Genomic DNA, 22919 nt, shown 5'->3' with positions numbered 1-22919 from the left:
CCGATGCCGGAGCCGACTGCCAGCCGAAACGGCGGCGCGACGCGGGTCGACGCCGGGCCCGAACCCGCGGTCGCGGTCACCGATCTGACCGTCACGTACGGGTCGACGACCGTCCTCGACGGTGTCGACCTGCGGGTTCCCACCGGCACCGCGCTTGCCCTGACCGGTGAGAACGGGGTGGGCAAGTCCACCCTGCTGCGCTGCGTCACCGGTCTGCAGGAGCCGTCTGGCGGCGAGGTGGTCGTCCTCGGCGGGACGCCCGGGCGGGGCGTGGCGTTCTGGCGGCAGGTGGCCACCACGGTCGAGTCGCCGACCTGGTACCACGGCCTGACCGTACGGGAACACCTGGACCTGGTGCGGGTCGCCAACGGCGGTGACCCCGCCGACGGGCGGATCGACGAGGTCTCCACCCTGCTCGGCATCGACGCCCTAGCCGACAGCCTCCCGATCACCCTCTCCTCCGGCCAGCGGCAGCGGTTCCTGCTCGCGGCGACCTTCGTCCGCCCGAGCCGGCTCCTGGTGCTCGACGAACCGGAGCAGCGCCTGGACACCACGGTCAAGCGTGCCCTCGCCGATCACCTGCGGGCCTACGTGACAGCCGGCGGGACGCTGCTGATGGCGAGCCACGACGAGCAGTTCTGGCGCGACGCGGGCGCGACCCAGGTCGTCCTGCGCCGGCCGGAGGCGTGATTCGGTGACCGCGACGCGCGCGCCGGCCGCCGTGCCCACCAGCGCCGCGGCCACCGGTATCCGCCGTCGGATCCGGCGGATGCGGATCGCCGCCGTCGGTCGGGTCGACCCGTCGTCCGTCTACTGCGTGCTGCTCGCCATCGGGATGGCGGCGGCGCTGGTGGGGCAGCCCGTCGTCGCTGTCGTCTGGCCGTCTCGCGCGTCCGGACCGCCGGCGCCGGTGCTGGTCGTTGCCGCGCTGGTGCTGCTGGCCTTCTTCGGCGTGCTCCGCCGGCTCGGCCCGCTGGTGGTCAGCCGGGCGGACGCCACCTGGCTGCTGCCGGCGCCGGTGCCCCGGCGGACGCTGCTGGCCCCGGCACTGCTGCTGACCGCCCTCGCCGCGGTGATCCTCGGCGGGGTGGTCGGGCTCGCCGTCGCCGGCCACCTGGCCGCACGGCCCGCCACCGCGACCGGCGTCCTCGCCGGCCTCACCGGCGGTGCCGCCGCCGCGCTGGTCCTGGTGCTGCTCGCGGTGCGGTGCCAGCATCGGCCCCGCACCGCCCGGGTCGTCGACCTGCTCACCGGCGCGGCCGGGGCGGCGCTCGTCGTCGCGGCCGCCGGGGAGCGACTGGCCGCCGGGGAACGACTGGCTGGCGGGTACGCGCCGCGCGACGTCCTGCCGCCGGCGTCGGCGGTGCTGGCCCTGGCGGGCGCGGTGCTTCCGCTCGCCGTCGTGGCCCTCCTGTGGGTGTGGTGGCGGCTGGACGACTGGCCGACCCACCGGATCGTCGAGGCCTCGGCGACGACCGGCTCCTACGCCGACGCCGTCTACGCGGTCGAGCCGTCGTTCCTGGCCGAGCAGAGCACCCGTCGGTACTGGCGGCGCCGCACCGGGGTCCGCACCTCGCGGCTGCTGCGCGGCGGGGTTCCGCCGCTGGTGGCCCAGGATCTGCTCCAGGTCGGACGCCGGCCCGGTCGGCTCGGTTGGCTGGTCCCCACCGCCGTGGCGCCGACCGTGCTGGCCGACGGGCCGACCTGGCTGCTGATCGGTGTTCTCCTGGTCGGCGCGCTGGCGGCGGCCAGTGTCAGCGGCGCGTCGACGCACACCGACGCCGCGAATCCGGCGGTGCTGCGGCTGCTCGGCCTCACCGCCCGGCAGGTTCGGGCGCAGCGGCTCGTGGTCCCCACCGGGATCGCCGCGCTCTGGTGCGCGCTCGCGCTGGGCCTGCTCCAGGTGGCCGGCGAGCGGGCCGGCCCCTGGTGGGCGTTCGGCGTGGCCGCCGCCCCGGCGGTCGCCGTCGCCGCGCTCTGGCGGGCCAAGGCGAGCGCCTCCAGCCTCGGCACCGTCTTCATCGACACGCCGCTGGGCGCGTTCCCCAGCGGCATGCTCCTGTGGTTGGCCAACGGTGTGGACGTGGTGGCGGTGCTGGCCCTGCCGCTGTGGATCGGCCTGGCCACGGTGTCCGCCCCGGAACCGCTCGGCTGGCACTGGGTGGTGACGCAGGCGGTGCTGTCGGTCGTCAGCTGCCTCGTGTTGCTGCTGCGCCCGTCCGCCGCCCGTACCGTCGGGCTGTAGGGCGGCCGGACCCCGTCCCGGCCGCGTGGCCAGGACGGGTCAGTGGGCCGCCGGCCGGTACGCGGCCAGTCGCTCCTGCGCGGCCTCGACCAGCGCCTCCGGGTCGTCGGCGTGGAAGCGCAGCTCGGTGACGGCCGCGCCGCGGGCCTTGCGGACCGGCACCGCGATCGGCTCGCGCAGCAGAACGTCGATGCTGGTCTGGCTGGCCATGCCGAGGCTCAACGTGACGCCGGACGCGTTGGACTCCACCTGGGTCTGGCCCTCGGGCGGCATCGACCGGCGGTGGACGCGCACCCGCTCGATGGCCGACCAGGGGACGGTGTGGTCGAGGCTGATGCCGTTGCGGATCCGGATGCCACCCTCGCCGACCACGTGCGGGTGCACCTTGAGGCTCGCCAGCAGGCCGAACATCCAGAACAGGCCGTAGATGCCGAGGCCCAGCACGATGTTGGAGACGAGTTCCCAGGGCACGATCAGCTCCAGGATCGGGATCTCGATCGCCGAGACGATGATGAAGACCCACATCAGGGTCATCACCGCGCCGGTGTAGCCGAACGTCCGATCGCCGGGCCGCAGCTTCTCGGGGCGGCGGAAGATCCACCGGTAGAGGCTCGTCCACAGGCGGATCTCGTAGCGCGTGGCCATCCGTAGCAGTCGCAGCACGGCGGTCACCGGTCCTCCTCGCGGATCTCGGGGGAGAGGCCGTGCTCCCGCAGCCGGCCCAGAATCTCGTCCAGGCCGGCGAGGAAGGCGTCGAGCCGCTCGGCGGGCATCCGCCCAAAGAGAAGCTCGGCGAATTCGCGCTGGCCCTGCTCCAGCCCCTCCACCGTGGACAGGCCGTGCGGGGTGAAGGTCACCAGGAAGGCTCTCCGGTCGGCGGGGTGCGGCTCCCGGGTGACGAAGCCGGAGGCGACCAGGCCGTCGACCAGGCCGGTTATGGTCCGGGCGCTGACGCCGAGCGCCTCGGCCAGGTCCCGCTGGGTGACCGGTCCGGTGCGCCGCAGCGTCCAGAGCAGGGTGGCCCGGGACTCGGTCAGGCCCTCCCGGGCCAGCCCCCGGCTCATGTCGTCGCCGAGCACCACGACGAGTTCGAGCACCCGGTCCAGCGCGCCGGTCCAGCGGTCCCGCTCCGACACCGTTACCTGCCTTCACAGTGAGTGTGCTTCACTATGTTGCCACGCCACGATGCGCTCCGGCCATCCGCCCGGTACCGGTCACCAGGGCAGGACGCCGTACCCGCCGTCGCCGTCCGCGAGGTGGCCCCAGAGCTGCCCGGTCGGGCCGTCCGCGGGCAGCGTCGCCAGGTGCACGCTCACCTCCGCGCCCTCGTCGGCGGAGCGGAACCCGTGGTGGCCGTTCAGGTCGGTGGCGCAGTACCCAGGATTCGCCGCGTTCACCTTGATAGGGGTGTCCCGCAGCTCCTTGGCGTACATGGCGGTGACCATGTTCAGCGCGGCCTTCGACGACGGGTACGGCACCGAGGTCAGGGTCCAGATGAAGCTCTCCGGGTTCGTGATGGTGGCGATCGAGCCGACCTCGCTGGAGACGTTCACGATCCGGGCGGCGGGCGCCCGGAGCAGCAGCGGCAGCAGCGCGTTGGTCACCGCCACCGCCCCGAAGACGTTCGTCTCGTACACCTGGCGCAGCGTCGCCACGGTGGTCTCACTGGGCAGCGCCAGCGTGCCGTCACCGATGGCGATGCCGGCATTGTTGACCAGCACGTCGAGCCGGCCGTACTCCTCCTCGACCAGCTTCGCGGCGGCGGCGACCGACTCGGCGTCGGTCACGTCCAGCGGCACGAACCGGGCGTCCGCGCCGCCGGCGCGCAGCTCCCGCCCGGCCGCCCGGCCGCGCTCGGCGTCCCGGGCGCCGACCAGCACGGTCATCCCGCGCGCGCCGAGCTGCCGGGCGGTGGCCAGGCCGATTCCCTTGTTGGCCCCGGTGATCAGGGCGATCATGTTCGTCGTCATGCCGTCGACGCTGCCCGCCGTGTCGGGCGGGCGGGAGAGACGCGGCGAGGCTGGGACCGGCGGTACCACCCTCACCGCGGGCGGCTGAGGCAAGCTGGAGGGCATGACCAGCACCGGCCTGCGGCGCGACGAACTGGCGGCGTTCCTGCGCAGCCGCCGTGCCCGGCTGCGGCCGGCCGAGGTCGGCCTCCCCGACGGGGTACGCCGCCGCACCCCCGGCCTGCGCCGGCAGGAGGTGGCCCAGCTCGCCGGCATGTCGGTCGACTACTACATCCGGCTGGAGCAGGGCCGCGGCCCGCACCCGTCCCGGCAGGTGCTCGCCGCGCTGGCCCGGGCGCTGCTGCTCAGCCGCGACGAGCGTGCGTACCTGTTCCGGGTGGCCGGGGAGAGCCCGCCACCGTCCGCCGGGCCGAGCCGGGAGGTCGGCCCCGGCCTGCGGCACCTGATGGACGCGATGACCGAGACGCCGGCATACCTGGTCGACGCGGCCTACGACGTGCTGGCCTGGAACCCGATCGCCCGGCACTTCATCGGCGATCTGTCGGCGGTGCCGGCCGGCGACCGCAACATGCTCCGCTGGACGTTCCGGAGATCCGGCGACGGCGGCCACTGGGAGGACCCCGAGACCATGCGGTTCGTCCGCACCTCGGTGGCCGACCTGCGGGCCGCCTACGGCCGCTACCCGTCGGATCGGAGCATCCAGCAGCTGGTCACCGAGCTGCTCGGCACCTCGCCGCGGTTCGCACAGCTCTGGGCGGAGCACGACGTCGAGGAGCGTCGACCGGTCGTCAAGCGGGTGCCGCACCCCGAGCTGGGGCCGCTGGAGTTCGAGTGCCGGGTGCTGCACGTCCCGGAGACCGACCAGCGGCTGATCGTCTACGTCCCCGAGCCCGGCTCACCCACCCAGGTGGCGTTCCGCCGGCTCGCCGAGCGCGTGGCCGCCTGACCCGGCGGGAAGCCGAGGCTCAGGCGGCCTTCTCGAACGACCGCGCGTTCACCTCAGGCCGGCACGTAGTCGAAGGTGTCCGGGTTGCCGCCCTGCCGTCCAGCCGCGCCCCGGTCGAGTGAGCTGATCCGCTCCATCGCGGCGTCGTCCAGCTCGAAGTCGAAGAGCTGGAAGTTCTCCTCGATCCGCGCCGGCGTCGTCGACTTCGGGAAGATCACGTCGCCGCGCTGCACGTGCCAGCGGAGCACCACCTGCGCCGGCGTGCGCCCGATCTGGTCGGCGATGTCCACCACGGTCGGGTCGCCGAGCACCGCGCCCTGCGCGATCGGCGACCACGCCTCGGTGATGATGTTGAACTCCCGGCCGTACGCCCGCACCTCCTCGTTGCCGAAGTACGGGTGCGCCTCGACCTGGTTCACCGCCGGCACCACCTCCGCCTCGGCGGCCAGCCGCTCCAGGTGCGGCACCTGGAAGTTCGACACCCCGATCGAGCGGGCCCGCCCGTCCTGCTGGAACTCCTTGAGCGTCTTCCAGGTCGACACGTAGTCGCCGTCGTACAGGGTGGGCAGCGGCCAGTGGATCAGAAACAGGTCGATGTAGTCGGTCTTCAACGCCGACAGCGTGGACTCGAACGCCTTGCGGGCGTCGTCGGGCCGGTGGAAGGCGTTGCTCAGCTTGCTGGTCACGAAGACCTCGCCGCGGTCCAGCCCGGAGGTGCGGATCGCCTGACCCACCTCGGCCTCGTTGCCGTACATCTGCGCGGTGTCGATGTGCCGATAGCCGATGCTGAGCGCCGTGCCGACCGCCTCCGCGGTGTCCTTCGGATCGATCTGAAAGACCCCGAAGCCGAGCTGCGGGATGGTGTTGCCGTCGTTCAGGCTGATGGTGGGGACGGTGTTCGCCACGGGGGCTCCTTCGCGCGTCGTCAGGGCGTCGGGCCCGGGAAGTGCTCCCGCACTTGCCCCGGGCCGGACCTGCCACCTGCCCCCATACCCACCCCCGTCGCCGGCTCACGGATCCGCCGCCGGTGATCTCGGCCACGGCGCCGGCTTGATACTTGGCTCGACCCCGCCACGCCCGCGAAGGAGCCGGTGCCGTCGGGAGTCGCCCCCCGGGTCGGCGTCAGCCGGCCTCGTCGAACAGCACCGGCCACGGCCGCGGCGCCGGTGTCACCGCCGGGCCGGTCGGCGCGGGCTCGACGTCGGCCAGCACCTCGGCCGCGAGCTGGGCGAACATCGGCGCGGCCGGGTGCCCCGCGCGCTCCGGCCAGGCCGCCGAGGTGCGCTTGACCAGGGGAGTGCCCACGATCGGCCGCCACGCGAGCCGGGGCTCCCGGCGCGCCGTCGTCGCCGGCTCCACGGCCACCCCGCCGCCGGCGAGCACCAGCCCGAAGAGGAACTCGGGATTGCGCGCCGGCCGGACCCGGCCCGGGCGGAAGCCGTGCTCCCGGCACACGGCGAGGAGGTGGTCGTGCCAGCCGGGCGCGGTGGCCCGGGGCGCGGTGACCAGGTCCAGGCCGGCCAGCGCGGCCAGCTTCACCTCCCGCGCACGGGCGAGCGGCGAGGTCCGCGGCACCAGCACCCCCAGCGGTACGTCGACCGGAGCGCCGAACCGCAGCCCGTCCGTCTCGACCGGGTGGTGCACCAACCCCACGTCGAGCCGCCGCTCGGCGAGCATCCGCAGCTGTTCGCCGCTGGTCAGCTCGTGCAGCTCCACGTCCAGGCCCGGTGCCCGGTCGGCGAGCCGGTCCAACAGCGCGCGCAGCGTCACCGCCGGCGTCTCCGGCGGTACCCCGGCCCGCAGGACGCCGAGCGCCCCCGCGCGCACCTGGTGCATCAGGTTGCGCAGCCGCCCCTCGGCGGCGAGCAGCTCCTCGGCCTCACCGAGCAGCAGCTCACCGGCCGTGGTCAGGCGCACCTGCCGGCGGGACCGGTCGAAGAGCTCCACCGCCAGCTCCCGCTCGAGCCGCTGGACGGACTGGCTCAGCGGCGGCTGGGCGATGCCGAGCAGTTCGGCGGCCCGCCCGAAGTGCAGCTCCTGGGCGACCACGACGAAGTGCCGCAGATGCCGGAGCAGGTCCATTGCCCGGACCTTACGCCAGCACCCGACCAGGCGCCCCGGGGCCAGGGCGGGCGTTGTCGATCGGCTCGGGATCATGGAAGTCGGGGTGACGCTTGGATACCCCGACTTCTTGGAACCCGAGTGGATCAACGGGTGGCCGGCGCGGCGACCGGGCCGCTGGATACCGTGCCGGGGTGGCAGTGGGCGAGCTGATCCAGGACATCTTCGACCGGGCCGGCGTGACCGCCAGCCTGCACGTGGTCGACATCGACGCGCCCGGACGGGGCGACGCGCCCGGGCCGGGTGGCGCGCCCGGGCCGGATGGCGCGCCCGGGCCGGGTGGCGCGCCCGGGTCGGTCGGTGAGTGGGAGGTCGCGGTCCGGGCCGACGAGCAGGTGGTGATCGCGTCGATCTTCAAGATCCTGCTGGTGCTGGAGTTCGCCCGGCAGGTCGCCGCCGGTCAGCTCGACCCGACCGAGCGGGTCCTGGTCACCGCCGCCGACCGGCTCGGCGGCTGGGGGCTGGCGGGCTGCGCCGACGACGCCGAGGTGTCCCTGCGCGACCTGGCCTACTTCGCCATGTCGGTCAGCGACAACACGGCGGCGGACCTGCTGCTGCGCCGGGTCGGCGCGGACCTGCTGCCGATGCTCGCCGCCGAGCTGGGGCTGGCCCGTACCCGGATCGTCGGCGGCCCCCGGCAGCTGGTCGAGATGATGCTCGCCGACGTCGGCGCGCGCAGCGAGGCGGACTTCGCCCGGATCTTCCCCACGCTGCCCCCCGAGCGGGTCCACGCGATGCGGGTCTTCGACCCGCAGCAGACCACGTCCAGCACCGCGCGGGAGATCACCCGGCTGCTCGGCCTGATCTGGCGGGACGAGGCCGGGCCCGCCCCGGCCTGCGCGATGGTCCGTGCCTGGATGGCCCGCCAGCTGTTCTGGACCCGGCTCGCCGCCGGCTTCCCGCCCGGCGTACGGGTGTTCGGCAAGACCGGCACCCTGCCCGGGCTGCACCTGGAGGCCGGGGTGGCCGAGTATCCCGACGGCGGCCGGTACGCGATCGCGGTCTTCGCCCGCACCAACCAGCTCGCCACCCGGCGCATCGAGGTGGACCTGGCCATGGGGGAGGCGGCCCGGACCGCGGTCGAGGCGCTGCGCGGCCGAGAAATTTGATCCGCCGCACGCGGCGGGCGCGACGGTTCTGAGCAGGCCCGATATCCGCTGGCATATCACCGGTGCGTCTGTTCGATCTTGGACGCGGCCGGGGTGGCGCTGCTTGGCTCGGCGCCGACCGTTCGTACCGCACACGGGGAGCAGAATCCGTATGCCCAGTCTCGACCGCCGCCGCTTCCTCCGGGACGCCGCCGCCTCCACCGCCCTCGTCTCGGCTGGCGGGCTCGCCTCGACCGCGCTCGCCGCTCCGGCCCAGGCCGCCGCCACCGGGCCGGCCCCCGCCGCCGCGACCACCCGCCGCACCGGACGGGCCAGCTTCCGCTGGTGGGGCACCGCCGGCTGGCGGCTCGACATCGGCCAGCGGACCGTCCTGGTCGACCCGTTCCTCAGCCGGATCAACACCGGCCTGTTCGACGGCACCTTCAACGCCAAGACCCGGCTCGAGGTCCGCACCGACCAGGTCGACGCGCGTGTCGACCGGGCCGAGACGGTGCTCGTCACGCACACCCACTGGGACCACTTCATGGACGTGCCGTACATCGCCGGGCGTACCGGGGCCCGGGTGTTCGGCACGCTGACCGCGTACCACCTGGGGCTCGCGTACGGGGTGCCGTCCGGGCAGCTCAGCATGGTCAAGGGCGGCGAGGTGCTGGACTTCGGCGACTACACCGTCGAGGTGGTCGGCTCGCTGCACAGCCGCAACGTCTCGTACTCGATGGCCTTCCCGGGCCTGCGGGTGAGCCCGCCGGCGAAGCCGGAAACCATCGCCGACCTGCCGGAGGGCGACACGCTGAACTACCTGGTCCGGGTGGCCGGCGGGCCGTCGGTGTTCTTCATGGGCGCCAGCGACTTCGTCGCGCGGAACCTGGCCGGGCTCGCGCCCGACGTGGCCATGGTGGCGCTCAACAGCACCACCGTCACGGCCGACTACGTGCCCCGGCTGATGGCCGCGCTGGACCATCCGAAGGTCGTGGTGCCGGTGCACTTCGACAACTTCGAGACCGAGCTGCGCAACCCGCCCACCGTCGCGCCGAGCGACCGCAAGCAGCTCGACCAGCTCATCGCCGCGGTACGCGAGTCGTCGCCGCGCAGCCGGGTGCTCGTGCCCGAGTACGACACCGCGTACCACTTCTGACCGGGGCCGGCGGGTGGTCGCGGCGCCGCGACCACCCGCCGGTCGATCACAGGCCCTGCCGCGCGAGCCAGTCGAGACTGGTCCGCGCGACCTCCCGGAGCTGGCCGCCCAGCAGATGATGATGCTCCGCGACGGCGCGCTGACCGGCGCCTACCTCGACGACCGCGAGCCGATGGCCGCCGCGCTGATCGCCGCCGGCCGGGCGATCGGCGCCTACCGGGAGGACTGACCGGCGGCCAGGTCGGCCAGCGCCCGCACCGACTTCCAGTTCCGGGTGGTCGCCACCACCCCGAGCTTCTTCTCCAGGTACGCGTTGGTGAACTTCGACCGGCCGTACCCGCCCTCGGGAAAGTGCAGGTAGACCTCCCGCCCGGTCACCGTGAACGCGACGTTCTCGCCGCCGGGCACGGCGAGCGCGTCCACCGTGGACCGTGCGGGCGCGGTGGCGAGGAACGCCACCAGCAGCTTCGTCGGGTCGTCCTCACCGGTGGAGTACGGGTTGCCCCCGGCGATCGCGGCCAACTCCCGGGCGCTGCGGACCAGCACCGGCACCGACAACCCCAGCTCGTCGGTGATCGCCCGCTCGATGCCGGCGGCCAGCCGGCCCGCGTCCCGCACCCCGCTGCCGAAGACCACGTTGCCGCTCTGCAGGTACGTCTGGACGTCGGCGTGCCCGAGGTCGGTCACGAGCCGGCGCAGGTCGGCCATCGCGATCCGGGTGGTGCCGACGTTGACCCCGCGCAACAGGGCGACGTACCGGGTCATGCCGTCCTCCTCGACGTGCGGCTGCCGCCAGCCTAGGTACTGGCCGCCGCCGCGGTCGACGTCGCCACTCCGCAGGAGCCCGCGACGCGGCGGATCGTCGCGGAACGGCGGCCGCTCAACCGGGGTCGCGCCGGGGCCCGGGCGGGCCGACCAGCCCCGTCTCGTACGCGACGATGACCAGCTGCGCCCGGTCACGGACGGCCAGTTTGGTCAGCAGCCGTCCGACGTGCGTCTTCACCGTGGCCAGGCTGAGGTGCAGGTGCGCGGCCAGCTCCGGGTTGGACAGCCCACGGGCGATCAGCGTGAGCACCTCGCGCTCCCGCTCGGTGACCCCGTCGAGGCGGCGCGGCAGCGGCCGGGCCGGCTCCGGCCGCTGGGCGAACTCGTCGATCAGCCGCCGGGTCACGGTGGGCGCGAGCAGCCCCTCGCCGGCGGCGACGACGTGGATGCCGGCCAGCAGGTCGGCGGGCGGGGTGTCCTTGAGCAGGAAGCCACTCGCCCCGGCCCGCAGCGCGCCGTAGACGTACTCGTCGAGGTCGAACGTGGTCAGGATCAGCACCCGGGAGCCCGCCGTCGCCGGGTCGCCGCAGATCCGCCGGGTCGCCTCGATGCCGTCCATCTCCGGCATGCGCACGTCCATCAGCACCACGTCGGGACGGTGCCGAGCGGTCAGCGCCACCGCCTCCGCGCCCGTGCCGGCCTCGGCGACCGTGGTGCAGTCCGGGGCCAGGTCGACGAGCACCCGGAAGCTGCCGCGCAGCAGCGCCTGGTCGTCGGCGATCAGCACCCGGATCATGCGACGGCCTGGTACGGCAGCCGTGCGGTCACCGCGAAGCCCCCGCCGGCGCGCGGGCCGGCCGCGAACTCACCGCCGTGCATCGCCACCCGCTCGCGCATGCCGGTCAGCCCGTGGCCCTCCCCGTCCATCCGGACCGGGCGCCGCCCGTCGTCGGTCACCTCGACCCGCACCTCGCCCGGCGCCACCGTGACCGTGGCGCGGCAGGCCGCGGGTGCGGCGTGCTTCACGACGTTGGTCACCGCCTCCTGCACGATCCGGTACGCGGCGAGCCCCACCGACTCGGGCACCGCGGCCACGTCCGGCACGTCCCGCCGGACGTCGACCCGGACGTCCACGCCGCCGATCGCGGCGTGCTCGGCGAGCCTGGGCAGCTCATCCAGGCCGGGCGCCGGCCCGTACGCGACGCCCTCGCGCAGCGCGCCGAGCACCCGGCGGATGTCGGTGAGCGCGGCGCGGCCGGTGGCCTCAATGACCCGCAGCGCCTCGCGGGCCTCACCCGGCTGCGCGTCCGCCACATGGTTGGCCACCGCGGCCTTCACCACGATGAGGCTCATCGTGTGGGCCACCACGTCGTGCAGCTCACGGGCGACCCGCAGCCGCTCCTCGGTGGCGGCCTGGCGCACCAGGTGTTCGCTCTGCCGGGCGGCGAGCGCCCGCCGTTCCCGGATCGACCAGCCCAGCAACCACGCTGGCGCGATCATGACGGCCGCGTAGGCGATCGCGCCGGTCCGGGACCAGAGGTCTCCACCGGTCAGCGCCAGCGCGACACTGACCCCCACCAGACAGCTGGCGGCGCAGAACAGCGACCGCAGCATCGGGGTGGTGACGGCCAGCGTGTAGAACACCAGCCCGATGGCGACCGCCGGGGCGGCGGCCGCGAAGTTCGGGATCAGGCCGGTCACCAGCGCGGCGGCGGCCGCCAGGCTCACCGTGACCGCCACCGCGACCGGCCAGCGCCGCCGTGCGGCCACCGGCAACCCGATGACCAGACCGGTGAGCACCGACACCCACACCGGCTCGCGCGCGCCCCCGTTCAGCGGTGTCTCCAACGCCGCGTACGCGCAGAGCGCCGCGCCGACCACCACGGCCAGCGCGCCGTCCACCAGGTACAGATCCACCGGCCGCAGCCGCCGGGTCAGCAGGTGAGCGCTCACCCGTCAGACGGTAACCGTCCCGGCGGTCGACCGCGTCGGCCTCAGGGCGGTCATCCCCGGGGATGACGAGCGGGCCCTCCACGTACGGACACACCGCCCTGGGGACGGCGGGGAAGTGCCGGCCCCGGCACGACGCGCGAACCCCGGTGAGCGCGGCAGCGTGATGGCATGACGACACAGACGGTGACGCTGACCGGCCTCCGGGCCGTGTACGGCTCCGGCAGCCGCCGGGTCACGGCGCTCGACGGCGTGACGACCGGCTTCGCGAGTGGGACGTTCACGGCGGTGATGGGACCCTCGGGTTCCGGAAAGTCGACCCTGCTGCATTGCGCGGCGGGGCTGGACCGCCCGGCCGAGGGGACCGTCACCGTCGACGGTGTCCGCCTCGACGAGCTGGGCGAGGACGCGCTGACCCGACTGCGCCGCGACCGGATCGGCTTCGTGTTCCAGACGTTCAACCTGATCTCGACGCTGACCGCGGCACAGAACGTCGCGCTGCCGCTGCGCCTGGCCGGCCGGCGTCCGCCGGACGAGGACGTCACCGCCGCGCTCGCCGCCGTCGGGCTGGCCGACCGCGCCCGGCACCGGCCGAGCGAACTGTCCGGCGGCGAGCAGCAGCGCGTCGCCATCGCCCGGGCGTTGATCACCCGACCGGCGGTGGTCTTCGCCGACGAACCCACCGGCGCGCTGGACAGCGCGGCGTCCCGGCAGGTGCTGCGACTGCTGCGCGGGCTGGTCGACGAGCACGGGCAGACCGTCGTGATGGTGACCCACGACCCCACCGCCGCCGCGTACGCCGACCGGGTCCTGCTGCTCGCCGACGGGCGGCTCGCCGACGAACTCGCCGGCCCGCTCACCGCCGGGGACGTCGCCGCCCGGATCACCGACCTCACGCCGGAGCCGTCGTGCTGACCGGCCGCCGGTCGCTCGGCGCGTTCGTGGCCGTCGCCGTCGGGGTGGCGCTCGTCGCCGCGTCCACCCTGCTCCTGGCGTCCGGGCAGGCGCCGGTGCCGGACCGGCTGGCCCGCGCGGCGGTGGTCGTGCAGAGCCCCGAGGCGGGGAGCCCGGGAGACCCGTTCCCACCCACCCGACCCTGGTCCTCGGCGGCGGCGACCGCGCTCGCGGCACGGCTGAGCGGCCTGCCCGGCGTCGAGGAGGCCGTGCCGGACCGGACCTTCCACGCCCAGCCGCTCGTGGACGGCCGCCCCCCGGCCACCGACGGCCAGCGGCAGGACGTCCACGAGGGACACGGCTGGTCCAGCGCCCGCCTCGGCTCGGCCCGACTGACCGCGGGCGCGCCGCCCCGGCACCCCGGCGAGGTCGTCGTCGACGCCGCGCTCGGCCTGCGTCCCGGCGCCCCGGTCACCCTGCTCACCGCGACCGGTCCAGCGCCGTACACCGTCACCGGGCTGCTCGACGGGCCCGGCCCGCACGTCGCGGACGAGGTGGCCGCCGCCCTCGCGCCCGGGGTGCGCGCGATCGGCCTGATCCTGGCCCCGGACGCCGATCCGGATCGGGTCGCCGCCGCCGCCCGCGAGGTCGTCGGCGACGACGGTCGCGTGCTCACCGGCGACGCGCGCGGCGCGCTGGAGCCCCGGACCGACGCGCGGACCCGCTGGATCGGCCTGCAGGTGCTCACCGCCACCGCCGCCCTCGCCGGCTTCGTCACGGTCTTCGTCGTCGCCGCGACCTTCGCGTACGCGGTCGCGCAGCGCCGCCGGGAGCTGGGGCTGCTGCGCGCCGTCGGCGCCACGCCGCGCCAGGTGCGCCGACTGCTGTACGGGCACGCCCTCACCGTGGGCGCCGCCGGGGCGCTCGCCGGTCTGCTGGCCGGGGCGGTGCTCGCCCCGATCCTGGGCTGGTTGCTGGTCGATGCCGGCCTCGAACCGGCGACGTTCCGCGTCCGGTACACCCTCTGGCCGGTCGCGGCCTCCCTCGCGGCCGGGCCGACGGTCGCGCTGCTGGCCGTCTGGTGGACGGCCCGGCGGGCGGCGCGGATCCGGCCACTGGAGGCGCTGCGGGAGGCGGCGGTGGAGCAGCGGCCGATCGGGTGGCTGCGGCTGGTCACCGGCGGCCTCCTCGTCGCGGCCGGTGCGGCGGCCGGGCTCGCCACCGCCACGACCGCGGACGCGCAAGACGGGGCGAACGTCGCCCTGTTGATGGTGATGGCCCTGGTCACCGGCGCCGCGGTGCTCTCGCCGGCGTTCGTCGGCCCGCTGGTCGGCCTGCTCACCCCGCCGACGCGGCGACGCGGCGGCGCGGTCGCGCTGCTCCTGCGCGCCGGAGCGTCGACCGCGACCCGGCGGACCGCGTCGACCGCCGCGCCGGTCCTGCTCACCGTCGCGTTCGCGGTGCTGGTGTCCGGCATGGTGCGCACCTCCACCGCCGTGTACGCGGCGGGCCGGGCGAACGCCGTCAACGCCGGCTGGGTGCTCCTTCCCGACCGTGCGCCCGGCCTCTCCGACCAGGCCGTCGCGGCGGCCCCCGGAGCGGCCGTGCTGCCCACCACCGTGTTCGTGCCGAACGACGACCCGGCGCCGCCGTACCGGCCACTGACCGCGCTCGGCGTCGACCCGGCGGCATTCACCGCGGCGAACCGGGCGCTCTCCGTCGTCGCCGGCTCCCTGGCCGACCTGCGGGGCGACGACACCGTGGTGGTCGCCGCCTCGGCAGCACCGGGGTCCGGGCTGCCCGCCGAGCCCTTGCCGGTGGTCTTCGCCGACGGGGAGCGGGTGGCGCTGCGCGTCGTGGCGGTGGTGACCGACGACTCGCTCCCCGGCGACCTGCTGCTGCCCCGTGCCTCCGTACGCGCGCACGACCCGTCGGCCCTGACCTCGGCGGTGTACCTCTCCGATCCGATCGACCCGCCGCTGGGCGCGCGGGTGGTCGACGTCGCCACCTGGGCCGCCGAGGCGGACCAGGCGGAGGACCGTCGAGTCTGGCTGGCCACCCTGCTGCTGATCGGAGTGACCGCCGGGTACGGCGCCATCGCCGTGGTGAACACGTTGCTGATGGCGGCCGCCGGCCGGGCCGCCGACCTGCGGCTGATCCGGTTGGCCGGGGCGACCCGACGGCAGGTCGTCCGGCTGGTCGCCGCGGAATCGGCGCTGGTGGTGCTGGTCGGCGCGGTGCTCGGCGGGGCCGTGGCGTTCGCCGGTCTGCTGGGCATCCGGGCCGGCCTCGCCGAGCAGCTCGGCGCGCCGGTCGACCTGGTCGTGCCGTGGTGGGTGGTCGGTGGTGTTCTCGGGCTGTGCCTGCTGCTCGCGCTCGTGGCGAGCGCCGTCCCGACCTGGCGGCTGCTGCGCGGCCGGGCGATCGCGGACGCAACGGTCTGACCGGCACCTCCGGCGGCGACCCGGCCCGCGTGGTGCGGGTCGCCCGCCGGGTGGTCCGGCGGCTACCGTGCGCAGATGCGTTTCGCGCGCCTGGCCGGTCTGCTGCTCGCCGCCGTCGCCGTCGTGCTGTGGGCGGTCAACATGACCGTGCTGCAACCGCTGACCGAACCGATCGGCCCGTGGTCGGAGCAGCTGCCCGGCAACAACGCCTACTGGGCTCGCGACCTGCGCTTCGCCACGATCGTCGCGGTCGTGCTCGCCCTGGTGCTCGCCGGGCGCGGCGACCGTCGGTGGATCCGGCTCGCCGTGCCGCTCGGCGGCGTCTGGGTCGCCGTCGACCTGGCGGTCGACCGGGCCGACCCGACCGGCGCCAGGCCGACCGTGCTGCTCGCCGCCGGCGGCTGCGCGGTGCTCGCCGCGCTGGCCACGCTTCTGGTACGACGCACCGTGGACGCCTCCGCCGCGGACCGCCGCGCCGGGCAGCCCATCGGCACGGCGCACCGGTGCGCGTTGGCGGCGGCGGCCTCCGTGGCCGGGGTGCTGACCATGGTGGCCGCCGGCATCGAGTCACCGACCGACCGGGAGCCGGAACTGAACCCGGCCGCCGTCGCCGCCGCCGCGCTGCTCACCGCGCTGGCCCTCGGCTGCGCCCTGGCGGCGGCCCCGACCCCGACCTGGCCCCGGCGTTGGCTGGCCGTCGGTGCGGGCGCGGCGACCCTCGTCGGCATCGGGCTGCTCCGCACCGTCTCGCCCGAGGACGGGCGGGTGCTGCCCGAGGTGCTGCTCGGCGCGGTGCTGCTCACCGCGCTCACCCTGCTCGCCTGGGACTGGCCGCACGGCCGGCCGGACTGGCGCCGGCACGCGCTGGCCGCGCTCGCGGCCCTGATCGCCCCGATGGTGATGCTGCTCGCCGCGGTCCTCGCCACGATGCTGCTGCGCATCGGCGCGCCGTTCACCGCGTTGGCCGGCAACAGCCCGATCCACGCCGCCGACTCCGATGTCCTGCTCTCCCTGGCCGGGGTGCTCGCCGGACTCGGGATGGCGCCGCTGATCGCCTGGCCGCCGGCGCTGACCGGCCGGCGGGCCTCGCCCGACCCGGTGCCGCCCCTACGATCCGGCTCCCCGCACTGAGGGCAGGCGCACCGCCGCCCAGAAGGCCGCCGCCCACGCCCGTGATCCCGCCACCCACGGCCGGCGGACCGCGGCGCGCGGGCTACCGGCGGTCCTGCCCCGGCTCGCTGGGCGTCGGCTCCTCCGACGTGGGGAGCACGGCCCGCATGGTCAGCCGCCAGTACTGCCGGCGCTCGTCGTCGCGCACCACCACCCCGATCCGACCCAGCTCCCGGCGCAGCTCCCGGACGTCGTCGCGCCGGTCCCGGGTCAGGGCGTCCTGCCGCGCCCGCAGCAGCGCGTCGGCCCCCACCGGCAACCCGGGCAGCCCGGGAACCCAGAGCCGGTAGGCCGCCCGGTGCGGGTCCTCCTCCGCCCACGGCCAGCCGTGGGCCCGGAACGCCGACCGCAGCCGGTCCCGGTCCAGGTCCGAACGCTCCCGGACCAGTTCGCCGCCGTCCGCGTCCAGCAGCACCAGGTCCTTGCCGTCGACGAACACGACCCGAACCTCCCGCCGCGCCACGTCACGCTGCCGACCGTCGCGGCGCAGGCCGACCCCCGCACCGTCCACGCCGACGGTGAGCCGCTCGGCGTGGCCGGCACCGGCGAGCAGCCCGCCGGCCACCGCGCCGACCACTGCGGCACCGATGGTGACCTGCGGCTGCGGCAACCGGGACAGCGCCTCGAACAGCCCCTGCGCGGGCGCCCAGGGCAGGTCGGCGACCCAGCCGGCCGCCGCCGCGAGCAGCCAGCCCGCGGCCGCGCCGAGCAGCGGGAACCCGGCCCACATGACGACCAGTTCGGTCGCCCCGCCGCTGACCGTGATGCGCGAGCCAGGGGCGCCGTCCATGGTCAGGCCACCTCGCGGCGCAGCGTCCGGATCAGCCCGGCCGCCACGGGGACGGCCAACCAGACCAGCAGCGACACCGCCAGCCGACCCCACTGCCCACCGGTCAGATCACCGGTGAACAACGGCTCCATCGTCCGGCCGGTGTCCAGCCAGCCGGCCGGCTCCCGCAGCGCCGGCACCATCTCGCCGACGATCGACCAGACGGTGGGGAGCAGCAGGTAGGTCACGATGGCCAGCGGGGTGTTGAGGAGCAGCAACCCGAAGCCGGCCCCCATCAGGATGTTGGCGACCTGGAAGACCACGGCGTTCAGCAGCAGGGTCTCGTCGAACCGCCAGCCGCCCCCGTCCCCGGTGGCGCCGGCGATCAGCGTCCCGGCGGCGGCCACCGCCAGACTGGCCAGCACCGAGGCGAGCGCCGCCAGCACCACCGCGCCGAGCTTCGCGGCGACCACCCGCTCCCGGCGGGGCACCAGGGCGTAGGTGACGAGCGCGGTGCGCTGCGACCACTCGCTGGTGATGGAGAGGATGCCCAGCACGGGCAGCAGCACCCCCACCGGAAGCAGCGACGGCACGAAGAAGTTGGCGAAGGTCTGGTCCGCGTCGTCGGCGTAGATGAGCTGGAGGGCGACGATGACGGCGGTGGTCAGCCCGATGATGATCAGCAGCCACAGCCCGGCCCGGGTGTCGGAGAGCTTGCGCAGCTCCACCCCGGTCAGCCGGAACAGGGACGGCCGGCGTACGCCCGGACGGTGCTCGGGCGCGACGGCGCTCGCGGTGGGTGCGGTCGTGGTGGTCACTGTCCGGCCTCCTTGGTCGGCTCACCGGCGGTGAGGGTGAGGAAGAGCTGTTCCAGCCCGCCGCCGGCCGGGCGCAGCTCGGTCAGCACCACGCCGGCCGTCGCGGCGGCCTGCCCGACGGTCTCGCCGTCCGCGCGGACCAGCAGCCCGTCCGCGCTGTCCTTCGCGGCGAGGCCGGCGACGTCGAGGGCGCGGCGCAGCGCCGCGGTGTCCCGGGCGCGCACCAGCGTGCCGCCGCCCGCGAGCAGTTCGGTCTTGTCGCCCTGGGCCACGATCCGGCCGCCCCCGATGACCACCAGCCGGTCCGCGACCGCCTCCACCTCGCGCAGCAGGTGGGAGGAGAGCAGCACGGTGCCGCCCCGGTCGGCGAAGTCGCGCAGCAGCCCGCGCATCCAGAAGATCCCCTCCGGGTCCAGCCCGTTGGCCGGCTCGTCGAGGATCAGCACGCGCGGGTCGCCCAGCAGCGCCAGCGCCAGGCCGAGCCGCTGCCGCATGCCCAGCGAGTACGCCCGCACCCGCCGCTTGGCGGCGGTCCCGTCCAGACCGACCTGCTCGAGCTTCGCGGCGACCTCCCGCCGGTCCACCCCCATCGTGTACGCCGCGACGGCCAGCGCCTCCCGCCCGGTCCGGCCGGCGTGCTGGGCCGAGGCGTCCAGCAGGACGCCGACCTCCCGGCCCGGGTTGGCCAGCTGCCGGTAGGGCCGACCGTCGACCGTCGCCCGGCCGGCGGTGGGCGGGGTGAGCCCGCAGATCATCCGCAGGGTGGTGGACTTGCCGGCGCCGTTGGGCCCGAGGAACCCGGTCACCGTGCCCGGCTCGCAGCGGAACGACACGTCGTCGACGGCCGGGTGCCGGCCGTACCGTTTGCTCAGGTTCTCCACGCTGATCATGCCGTCGAGCCTGCCGGGGCCACCCGGTCGCCCGCTGCGGCCGGCGGTCTGCGTACGCACCGACCTTGGTCGACGTCCGGGTCTCGACTTTGGTAGCTGGTCGTCGCGGCGGGCCGCTGCCTAGCATGGGCGCGTGACCAGCGTCGTCGTGCCGGATCACCCCTGGCTGCTGCCCGGGGTGCTCACCGTGCCGGCCGACCGGGCCCGCGCACACCCGCGCCGCACCACCCGCGACTGGGTCGTGGACGGTGTGGCCTTCGTGATCTCGCTGTGCTGGGTGCTGCTCGCCACGCTGGACGCCCTCACGCCCGCCCCCGAGTTCGCCACCCGGCTGCCCTACGGCTGGATGATCGTCGTGGACGCGCTGGTCGGGCTGGTCTGCTGCGGGCTGCTCTGGGTGCGCCGGCGCTGGCCGCTCGGGCTGGCGGTGGCGAGCCTGCCGCTGACCACGTTCTCGCTGGCGGCGGCCGTCCCGCTGCTGATCATCTACTTCACCGTGGTGGTGCACCGGCGCGCCGCGGTCGCGCTGGCCGTCACCGCGGCCGGCCTGTGCACCAACTTCGCGTTCGGCTACCTGCGCCCCGAGCCGAGCATGCCCTACTGGGCGGCCACCGCCTTCGGCGTCGTGCTCAGCGGGACCGTGCTGGCCTGGGGGATGTTCGTCCGGGCCCGCCGGCAGTTGGTGGTGTCGCTGCGCGAGCGCGCCGAGCGGGCCGAGGCGGAGCAGCAGCTGCGCGTGGCGCAGGCCCGCCACCTCGAACGCACCCGCATTGCCCGGGAGATGCACGACGTGCTGGCCCACCGGATCTCGCTGCTGAGCCTGCACGCCGGCGCGCTGGAGTTCCGCCCGGACGCGCCCCCTGACGAGGTCGCGAAGGCGGCCGGAGTGATCCGGGGCAGCGCGCACGCCGCCCTGCAGGATCTGCGCGAGGTGATCGGGGTGCTGCGCGCCGTGGGTGACGGCGAGGCGGACCCGGAGCGGCCGCAGCCCACCCTGGGCGACCTGCCGGCGTTGATCGAGGAATCCCGGTCCGCCGGGGTCCGGGTCAACGTGAGCGACCTGGTGGCCGCCCCGGAGGCGGTGCCGACCGCGGTGGGCCGCAGCGCCTACCGGATCGTGCAGGAGGGGCTGACCAACGCCCGCAAGCACGCGCCGGGCGCGGTGGTGACCGTCGGCCTGGCGGGTGGGCCGGGGGCGGGCCTCACCGTGGAGATCCGCAACCGGTGGCCGGTCGGCGGAGTCAACGCCGTCGCGCTGCCCGGTGCCGGCACCGGGCTCGTCGGCATCGCCGAGCGGGTCACCCTGGCCGGCGGGCGGCTCGAGCACGGGCGCGACGACTCCGGTGACTTCCGGCTGGCCGCCTGGCTGCCGTGGCCGGCGTGACCGGGCCGGCCGCGAGCGATCCGGCCTCGGGAACGGCCGGGCCGGGCGACGCGCCCGCCCGCGGCGGCGAGCCGGTGCGCGTGCTGATCGTCGACGACGACCCCCTGGTCCGGGCCGGCCTGTCGATGATCCTCGGCGGAGTGCCGGACCTGCGGGTCGTGGGCGAGGCAGCGGACGGCGGCGAGGTCCAGGCCGCGGTCACCGCGACCCGGCCGGACGTCGTCCTCATGGACATCCGGATGCCGCGGCTGGACGGCCTGGCCGCGACCGAGACGCTCCGCGCCCAGCCGCACCCGCCCGAGGTACTGGTGCTGACCACCTTCCACGCCGACGAGCAGGTGCTCCGGGCGCTGCGCGCCGGCGCGGCGGGCTTCCTGCTCAAGGACACCCCGCCCGCCGAGATCGTCCGCGCGGTGCGCCGGGTGGCGACCGGCGAGGCGACCCTCTCCCCGGCGGTCACCCGCACGCTCATCGCGCACGTCACCGGCACCGCCCCCGGCGGCCCCGATCCACGGCGGGAGCGTGCGCTGCGCCGGCTCGCCGCGCTCAGCGAACGCGAGCGGGAGGTCGCGGTGGCGCTCGGCCAGGGCCGGACCAACGCCGAGATCGCCGCGGAGCTGTACATGAGCGTGGCGACCGTCAAGGCGTACGTGTCCCGGCTGCTCACCCGGCTGGAGCTGAACAACCGGGTGCAGGTGGCCCTGCTGGTGCACGACGCCGGCCTGGTCTGACCCCGCGCCGCCGCGGCTGTATCCCTGAGAACACGGATGAAGTTACACTCATTCTTGAGTGTTTCATTCTTGGAAGTATCAGGGGTGGCTGCGTGGACGGCTTCGTGGGGCGGGGACGAGAGTTGGCGCAGCTGGACGGCATGCTGCGCCGGGTGCGCGGCGGTGGCCGGGCGGGTCGTCCCGGCCGCGCCCTGCTCATGCGGGGACGCCGTCGAGTGGGCAAGTCACGCCTGGTCGAGGAGTTCGTCGAGCGGACCGAGATCCCTCACCTGTTTTTCACCGCCTCGGCGCAGCCCACGGTCGGTGCGGAACTCGCGTTGTTCGTCGAGGCGGCAGCCGGCTCGACGCTCCCTGGCGCGCACCTGTTCCAGGCGCAGGTTCCACGCACCTGGGACGCCGCGCTGACGCTGCTCGCTGCCGCGCTGCCCACCGACGGCCCCAGCGTGGTCGTCCTGGACGAGATGCCGTATTTGATCGCCGGCGACCCCGGCTTCGAGGGCACGCTGCAGAAGGTGTTCGATCGGGAGCTTTCTCGGCGGCCAGTCCTCCTGATCTGTGTGGGGTCGGACCTCGCCATGATGGAGGCGTTGAACGAATACGGCCGCCCGTTCCACCAGCGCGCCAGCGAGATGGTCATCCCGCCGCTGAGCCCCGCCGAGGTCGCGCAGATGCTCGCCCTTCCGGCTGCCGAGGCGTTCGACGCTTACCTGGTCTCCGGCGGCCTGCCCCTGATCCTCGACGAATGGCCCACCGGCGCAATGCTGCAGGACTATCTCGCCGACGCGGTGACGGACCCGACCTCGGCGTTGATCGTCAGCGGTGAACGGGCGTTGGCGGCCGAGTTTCCGGCGCAATCCCAGGCCGGGCTGGTGCTCCGGTCGATCGGATCGGGGGAACGGACCTTCTCGCTGATCGCCCGGGCCGCGGGCGACTTACCGCAGGCGTCACTCACCAGGGCGCTGCGACTGCTGACCGACAAGCGGATGGTGGAGGTCGGGCTGCCGCTGTCCACCAGACCGTCCCGCGAGACCCGATACAGCGTCGCCGACCCGTACCTTCGGTTCTGGCTGTCGTTCCTCGGTCCCTACCTGTCCGAGATCGAGCGAGGGCGGGGTGACCTGACCCTGGGCCGGATCAGTTCGGCGTGGACGACCTGGCGAGGACGGGCAATCGAACCGGTCGTGCGCGAGGCTCTGCGCCGGCTGCCGCCGGGCCACCTGCCAGAAGGCACGAGCGAGGTTGGCGGCTACTGGACGCGGACCAACGACCCGGAAATCGATCTCGTCGGTGCCGATCGAGGGCCGATCGCCAAACGACTCACCTTTGTGGGATCGGTCAAGTGGTTGGAGAACCGCCCCTTCGACGTGCATGACCTGGGTCGGCTGCTTCAGCACCGGTCTCAGCTGCCGGGTGCGGATGAGGACCTGGCGCTGGTCGCGGTCTCTCGCAGCGGGGTGGTCACCGACGGCGTCCGGGCGCTCTCGCCGGAGGACCTGCTCGCCGCGTACCCGGATTGAACTTCTGGTCGGCGCGCCCCGTACCACTGCCCGAGGATGCCGGTGTGGCGGGCCCGCCACA

General features: G+C 74.9%; 22 protein-coding genes. 11 read left to right on the top strand and 11 right to left on the bottom strand.

What is annotated here, in order from left to right; all coding sequences use genetic code 11:
* Positions 1–3 precede the first annotated feature (3 nt).
* Both O7603_RS15755 and O7603_RS15750 read left to right on the top strand, forming a co-directional pair.
* Positions 4–690, top strand: a complete 687-nt coding sequence (locus tag O7603_RS15755; protein ID WP_281576460.1) for an ABC transporter ATP-binding protein — start codon at positions 4–6, stop codon at positions 688–690.
* A gap of 4 nt (positions 691–694) precedes the next feature.
* Complete coding sequence (locus O7603_RS15750; RefSeq protein WP_281576459.1) at positions 695–2245, top strand: DUF6297 family protein; 1551 nt, start codon at positions 695–697, stop codon at positions 2243–2245.
* A 39-nt stretch (positions 2246–2284) separates the two neighbouring features.
* On the opposite strand, the gene O7603_RS15745 is transcribed toward O7603_RS15750, so the two are convergent.
* The 3 genes from O7603_RS15745 to O7603_RS15735 all read right to left on the bottom strand — a co-directional run bounded on the left by O7603_RS15745 (position 2285) and on the right by O7603_RS15735 (position 4215).
* Positions 2285–2917: a PH domain-containing protein gene (locus O7603_RS15745; RefSeq protein WP_281576458.1), complete on the bottom strand. Its 633-nt coding sequence runs from the start codon at positions 2915–2917 to the stop codon at positions 2285–2287.
* Positions 2914–3381: a MarR family transcriptional regulator gene (locus O7603_RS15740; protein WP_281576457.1), complete on the bottom strand. Its 468-nt coding sequence runs from the start codon at positions 3379–3381 to the stop codon at positions 2914–2916. Before O7603_RS15740 ends, O7603_RS15745 begins: the two co-directional genes overlap by 4 nt.
* Before the next feature lie 78 nt (positions 3382–3459).
* The gene (locus O7603_RS15735; RefSeq protein ID WP_281576456.1) at positions 3460–4215 is read right to left on the bottom strand and encodes an SDR family oxidoreductase; all 756 of its coding nucleotides are present in this window, start codon (positions 4213–4215) and stop codon (positions 3460–3462) included.
* Between the two features lie 103 nt (positions 4216–4318).
* Between O7603_RS15735 and O7603_RS15730 the strand changes: the two genes are divergently transcribed.
* On the top strand, positions 4319–5161 hold the full coding sequence (locus O7603_RS15730; RefSeq protein WP_281576455.1) for a helix-turn-helix transcriptional regulator: 843 nt from the start codon (positions 4319–4321) through the stop codon (positions 5159–5161).
* Between the two features lie 53 nt (positions 5162–5214).
* Here the strand turns inward: O7603_RS15730 and O7603_RS15725 are convergent, their stop codons facing one another.
* Positions 5215–6066: an aldo/keto reductase gene (locus O7603_RS15725; protein ID WP_281576454.1), complete on the bottom strand. Its 852-nt coding sequence runs from the start codon at positions 6064–6066 to the stop codon at positions 5215–5217.
* A gap of 217 nt (positions 6067–6283) precedes the next feature.
* A complete protein-coding gene (locus tag O7603_RS15720; protein WP_281576453.1) occupies positions 6284–7243 on the bottom strand; it encodes a LysR family transcriptional regulator in 960 nt (319 codons plus the stop codon).
* A 173-nt stretch (positions 7244–7416) separates the two neighbouring features.
* On the opposite strand from O7603_RS15720, the gene O7603_RS15715 reads away from it, so the two are divergent.
* The gene (locus O7603_RS15715; RefSeq protein WP_281576452.1) at positions 7417–8391 is read left to right on the top strand and encodes a serine hydrolase; all 975 of its coding nucleotides are present in this window, start codon (positions 7417–7419) and stop codon (positions 8389–8391) included.
* A gap of 151 nt (positions 8392–8542) precedes the next feature.
* Positions 8543–9526: an MBL fold metallo-hydrolase gene (locus tag O7603_RS15710; RefSeq protein WP_281576451.1), complete on the top strand. Its 984-nt coding sequence runs from the start codon at positions 8543–8545 to the stop codon at positions 9524–9526.
* A gap of 213 nt (positions 9527–9739) precedes the next feature.
* On the opposite strand, the gene O7603_RS15705 is transcribed toward O7603_RS15710, so the two are convergent.
* The 3 genes from O7603_RS15705 to O7603_RS15695 all read right to left on the bottom strand — a co-directional run bounded on the left by O7603_RS15705 (position 9740) and on the right by O7603_RS15695 (position 12244).
* Positions 9740–10291: a DUF1697 domain-containing protein gene (locus tag O7603_RS15705; RefSeq protein WP_281576450.1), complete on the bottom strand. Its 552-nt coding sequence runs from the start codon at positions 10289–10291 to the stop codon at positions 9740–9742.
* 115 nt (positions 10292–10406) lie between these two features.
* Complete coding sequence (locus O7603_RS15700) at positions 10407–11087, bottom strand: response regulator transcription factor (protein WP_281576449.1); 681 nt, start codon at positions 11085–11087, stop codon at positions 10407–10409.
* A complete protein-coding gene (locus tag O7603_RS15695; protein WP_281576448.1) occupies positions 11084–12244 on the bottom strand; it encodes a sensor histidine kinase in 1161 nt (386 codons plus the stop codon). The genes O7603_RS15700 and O7603_RS15695 overlap by 4 nt, the downstream gene beginning before the upstream one ends.
* Positions 12245–12412: 168 nt before the next feature.
* Between O7603_RS15695 and O7603_RS15690 the strand changes: the two genes are divergently transcribed.
* The 3 genes from O7603_RS15690 to O7603_RS15680 all read left to right on the top strand — a co-directional run bounded on the left by O7603_RS15690 (position 12413) and on the right by O7603_RS15680 (position 16710).
* Positions 12413–13156: an ABC transporter ATP-binding protein gene (locus O7603_RS15690; RefSeq protein ID WP_281576447.1), complete on the top strand. Its 744-nt coding sequence runs from the start codon at positions 12413–12415 to the stop codon at positions 13154–13156.
* Complete coding sequence (locus O7603_RS15685) at positions 13150–15579, top strand: FtsX-like permease family protein (protein WP_281576446.1); 2430 nt, start codon at positions 13150–13152, stop codon at positions 15577–15579. Before O7603_RS15690 ends, O7603_RS15685 begins: the two co-directional genes overlap by 7 nt.
* Before the next feature lie 75 nt (positions 15580–15654).
* Positions 15655–16710, top strand: a complete 1056-nt coding sequence (locus O7603_RS15680) for a hypothetical protein (RefSeq protein ID WP_281576445.1) — start codon at positions 15655–15657, stop codon at positions 16708–16710.
* An 82-nt stretch (positions 16711–16792) separates the two neighbouring features.
* On the opposite strand, the gene O7603_RS15675 is transcribed toward O7603_RS15680, so the two are convergent.
* The 3 genes from O7603_RS15675 to O7603_RS15665 all read right to left on the bottom strand — a co-directional run bounded on the left by O7603_RS15675 (position 16793) and on the right by O7603_RS15665 (position 19226).
* Positions 16793–17539, bottom strand: coding sequence for a hypothetical protein (locus tag O7603_RS15675; protein ID WP_281576444.1), 747 nt, complete (start codon positions 17537–17539; stop codon positions 16793–16795).
* A 2-nt stretch (positions 17540–17541) separates the two neighbouring features.
* Positions 17542–18264, bottom strand: a complete 723-nt coding sequence (locus O7603_RS15670) for an ABC transporter permease (RefSeq protein WP_281576709.1) — start codon at positions 18262–18264, stop codon at positions 17542–17544.
* Between the two features lie 68 nt (positions 18265–18332).
* Positions 18333–19226, bottom strand: coding sequence for an ATP-binding cassette domain-containing protein (locus O7603_RS15665; protein WP_281576443.1), 894 nt, complete (start codon positions 19224–19226; stop codon positions 18333–18335).
* A 133-nt stretch (positions 19227–19359) separates the two neighbouring features.
* On the opposite strand from O7603_RS15665, the gene O7603_RS15660 reads away from it, so the two are divergent.
* The 3 genes from O7603_RS15660 (at position 19360) to O7603_RS15650 (ending at position 22858) form a co-directional block, all read left to right on the top strand.
* Positions 19360–20610 (top strand): histidine kinase, encoded by a 1251-nt coding sequence (locus O7603_RS15660; RefSeq protein ID WP_281576442.1) that lies wholly within the window; start codon positions 19360–19362, stop codon positions 20608–20610.
* Between the two features lie 74 nt (positions 20611–20684).
* Positions 20685–21341: a response regulator transcription factor gene (locus O7603_RS15655; RefSeq protein ID WP_281576708.1), complete on the top strand. Its 657-nt coding sequence runs from the start codon at positions 20685–20687 to the stop codon at positions 21339–21341.
* 92 nt (positions 21342–21433) lie between these two features.
* A complete protein-coding gene (locus O7603_RS15650; protein ID WP_281576441.1) occupies positions 21434–22858 on the top strand; it encodes a DUF234 domain-containing protein in 1425 nt (474 codons plus the stop codon).
* Positions 22859–22919 lie beyond the last annotated feature (61 nt).

Origin of the sequence: Micromonospora sp. WMMD812 (assembly GCF_027497215.1) — a bacterium.
Lineage (GTDB): Bacteria > Actinomycetota > Actinomycetes > Mycobacteriales > Micromonosporaceae > Micromonospora.
The sequence above is the reverse complement of the archived record's forward strand: the minus strand, read 5'-3'. Positions and strand labels throughout refer to the sequence as shown.